Annotated in this window: 3 protein-coding genes; all 3 read right to left on the bottom strand. The window is 50.4% G+C overall.

Going from position 1 to position 2,694, the window contains the following annotated elements:
* Positions 1-12: 12 nt before the first annotated feature.
* Complete coding sequence (locus AAF564_26590) at positions 13-783, bottom strand: acyltransferase (protein MEM8489141.1); 771 nt, start codon at positions 781-783, stop codon at positions 13-15.
* Between the two features lie 216 nt (positions 784-999).
* Positions 1,000-1,872, bottom strand: coding sequence for a tetratricopeptide repeat protein (locus tag AAF564_26585; protein MEM8489140.1), 873 nt, complete (start codon positions 1,870-1,872; stop codon positions 1,000-1,002).
* Between the two features lie 231 nt (positions 1,873-2,103).
* The coding region (locus AAF564_26580; GenBank protein MEM8489139.1) for an OmpA family protein at positions 2,104-2,694 on the bottom strand (591 nt) is incomplete at its 5' end.

The raw sequence follows: 2,694 nt of genomic DNA, 5'->3' as shown, positions 1-2,694 counted from the left end.
CTCTGTTGAGCCTCAGTGGTCTTTCCAGCCCTGGTTGTCGAGTTTTTGGTCTTCAGGTACCTGTCTGAATTGTTTGGCTGGCAGACCGGCATAGATGATGTCGCGGTCTGCATCTTTGGTAAGTACAGCGCCGGCGGCAATCAATGCGTCTTCGTCGATTACAACACCGGGCAAGGTTACTGCACCAACGCCTACGCGGCCGCCGCGTTTGATTGTTACGCCTTTGAAGTGTTTGAAGCGTTCTTCCGTTCTACCCACAAAATTATCGTTGCTTGTTAGCACCCCCGGAGCGATAAATACCCGATCGGCAACGGTAGAATAAGCTGTCAGATATACGTTGGTTTCCAGCTTGCAGTAGCGGCCAACGGTGCATTTATTTTCTACAGCAACGCCCCGTCCGATGATGGTGTAGTCGCCGATGGTGACCTCTTCCCTGACGGTAGCCAGATCTGCTACCAGCACCTTTTCACCCAGGGTGCAGCCGGCATAAATGACAACACTGGCGCCCACGAGGCACCGTGCGCCGATAATCGCTGGTGGTTGAATTTTATCTGCAGTGACTGCGCTGTTTGGGGAGCGCATCGGCTGCTTACCGATACTGGTGTGATCGTCAACCCGCACGTTGTCGCCAATCACAGTGCCCGCGTGGATCACCACGTGGTGCCCAATCTGGCAGCCGCTGCCGATGTTTACATCGTCGCCGATAACACAAAACGCACCGATGGTTGTGTTTTTACCAATGGATGCTGAGTCGGAAATTGCAGCGTGTTCAGTTGATGTCATGAGGATGCCGGGTAAATGCTTGGAATTAAGAAGTGCGTTGGCTTTATCCTGCCCGTGCCCCAGTCCGGGCTGCGGTATTTAATCGACGGTGCATATACGACGGAAGGGCAAGCGGGATTCCTTTAGAGCGGGCAAATGTATCCCTTTGATTCAAATCCACAAAAAAACCCGCAACGTGAGCCACGTTGCGGGTTTTTAAAATCAAGTGTTGCGGTATCAACCACCACCTTTCAGTTCGTCGAGGTAGTGCTGTGCCAGCGGCTTGTAATTGCCGTAGAGTGCGTTGTTGAACGCTTCTGCAGCATCAGCGCTTGAACCAGAGAACATCAGCGCTTCGCCTTTGACAAAGTAGATTTTAGCTTTGTCGGTTCGGCTGCCACGGTGTGCACCCAGGGCCTGATCAGCGAGGCTGATAGCATCTGAGTAGTTACCGATGGTTTTGTTGGCTTCTGCCTGGTAGTAGTACGTATCAGCGTCTGCGTCAACATAACCGAGCATTTCATCCAGACTTGCCAGTGCTTTTTCAGCAGTAGACTTTGTTGGGTTTTCGCTCAGGTTAGAAGAGGCGATGTAAACATAGTGTCCACGGATCGTTTTTTCTGCCGCGTTTGCAGATTTACGGTCGCCCATTTCCATAACGCTTTTCAGCAGTGCAACGGCTTCGTCCCAACGATCCAGTTTTTCGAGGGCTTTGCCTTTACCATAATGGTTAGGCACGTAATCGCTTTTGTGCGCGATACCTTTCTCGTGGTGCTGAATTGCTTCTTCGAATTTACCTGCTTTGAAAGCACGTGTGCCGTAGGAGTTGTCCAACTGCGCAAGCACTTTGCTTGAACGGTTGATTACTTCTGTGTCCCCAGCTGCTTCTGCAAGCGGCAGGGTGGCTTCGAAGGCGGCGTATGCTTCTTTGTAATTCTTGGCCTTGGCAAATTCCAGGGCTTCATTGTACTTCATTTTGTATTCCTGACCTTCCTTGATGACCGTTTTGGTCTCTTGGGCCAGGGCTGTACCTGAGGCGAACGCAAGTACAGTAAGTGACAGCACAATGTGTTTCAGATTACACAAAGAGGCGCGATTAAAAGATTTCATAACCTCTGATGTTTAGCGGTTTGTTAGACGGAACAAGCTCTATTTGCTAGTATGTATCCAGAGCGATTACAGTGGTAGGCACCAGAAACACACAAAATAAGCATCAAATTGGTGTTACAGCAAGGCGGCTTTGACTGCCCAATGTACTGAATAATGGTTTAAATCCAGGGGGAAGTTATCCAAGAGGACACAGAATAAGCCATCAGGTTGCTGTATGACGATGTTTAAAGACTAATTATTTTGCGCCTCAAGCTCACTACGGTAAGCTTCTGATGCAAAAATGGCAACTTCTACACGTCGATTTTCCTGCCGGCCAAACGCTGTATCATTTGACGACTTTGGTTCAGCTTCGCCATGTCCGACGATGCCGAGGCGGTTTGCAGGGACACCATGCTGTACGAGGACAGTGGCTGCAGCATCAGCACGCTGCTCAGACAATTTCTGGTTGTAGTCTTCAGGACCAGAGCTATCTGTATGGCCTGCAATGATAATTTCCGTGTTCGGATATTCCAAAAGGCTTTGGGCCAAATCGTTCAGATTTTGCTTTGAAGCGTCGGAAAGTGAATACGAATTCACTTCAAAAAGGATCGCAGAGTCGAATGTTACCTGGATGCCTTCGCCTACGCGTTCTACTTCAACGCCTTCAAGTTCGGCTTCCAGCTCTTCAGCTTGCTTGTCCATCTGCTTGCCAATGATCGCGCCGGCTGTACCCCCAACGGCAGCGCCTACAATGGCTCCCGTGGCTGTTTTACCGGTGACTTTACCTATAATAGCCACGGGAGCCATTGTAGGCGCTGCCGTTGGGGGTACAGCCGGCGCGAT

This window comes from Bacteroidota bacterium (assembly GCA_039111535.1).
Lineage (GTDB): Bacteria > Bacteroidota > Rhodothermia > Rhodothermales > JAHQVL01 > JBCCIM01.
This window is presented reverse-complemented; position numbering and strand designations above follow the sequence as displayed.

Excerpts from the sequence above, each read along its gene's own strand:
- AAF564_26590 (MEM8489141.1), bottom strand. The coding sequence starts at position 783 with ATGACATCAACTGAACACGCTGCAATTTCCGACTCAGCATCCATTGGT.
- AAF564_26585 (MEM8489140.1), bottom strand. The coding sequence starts at position 1,872 with ATGAAATCTTTTAATCGCGCCTCTTTGTGTAATCTGAAACACATTGTG.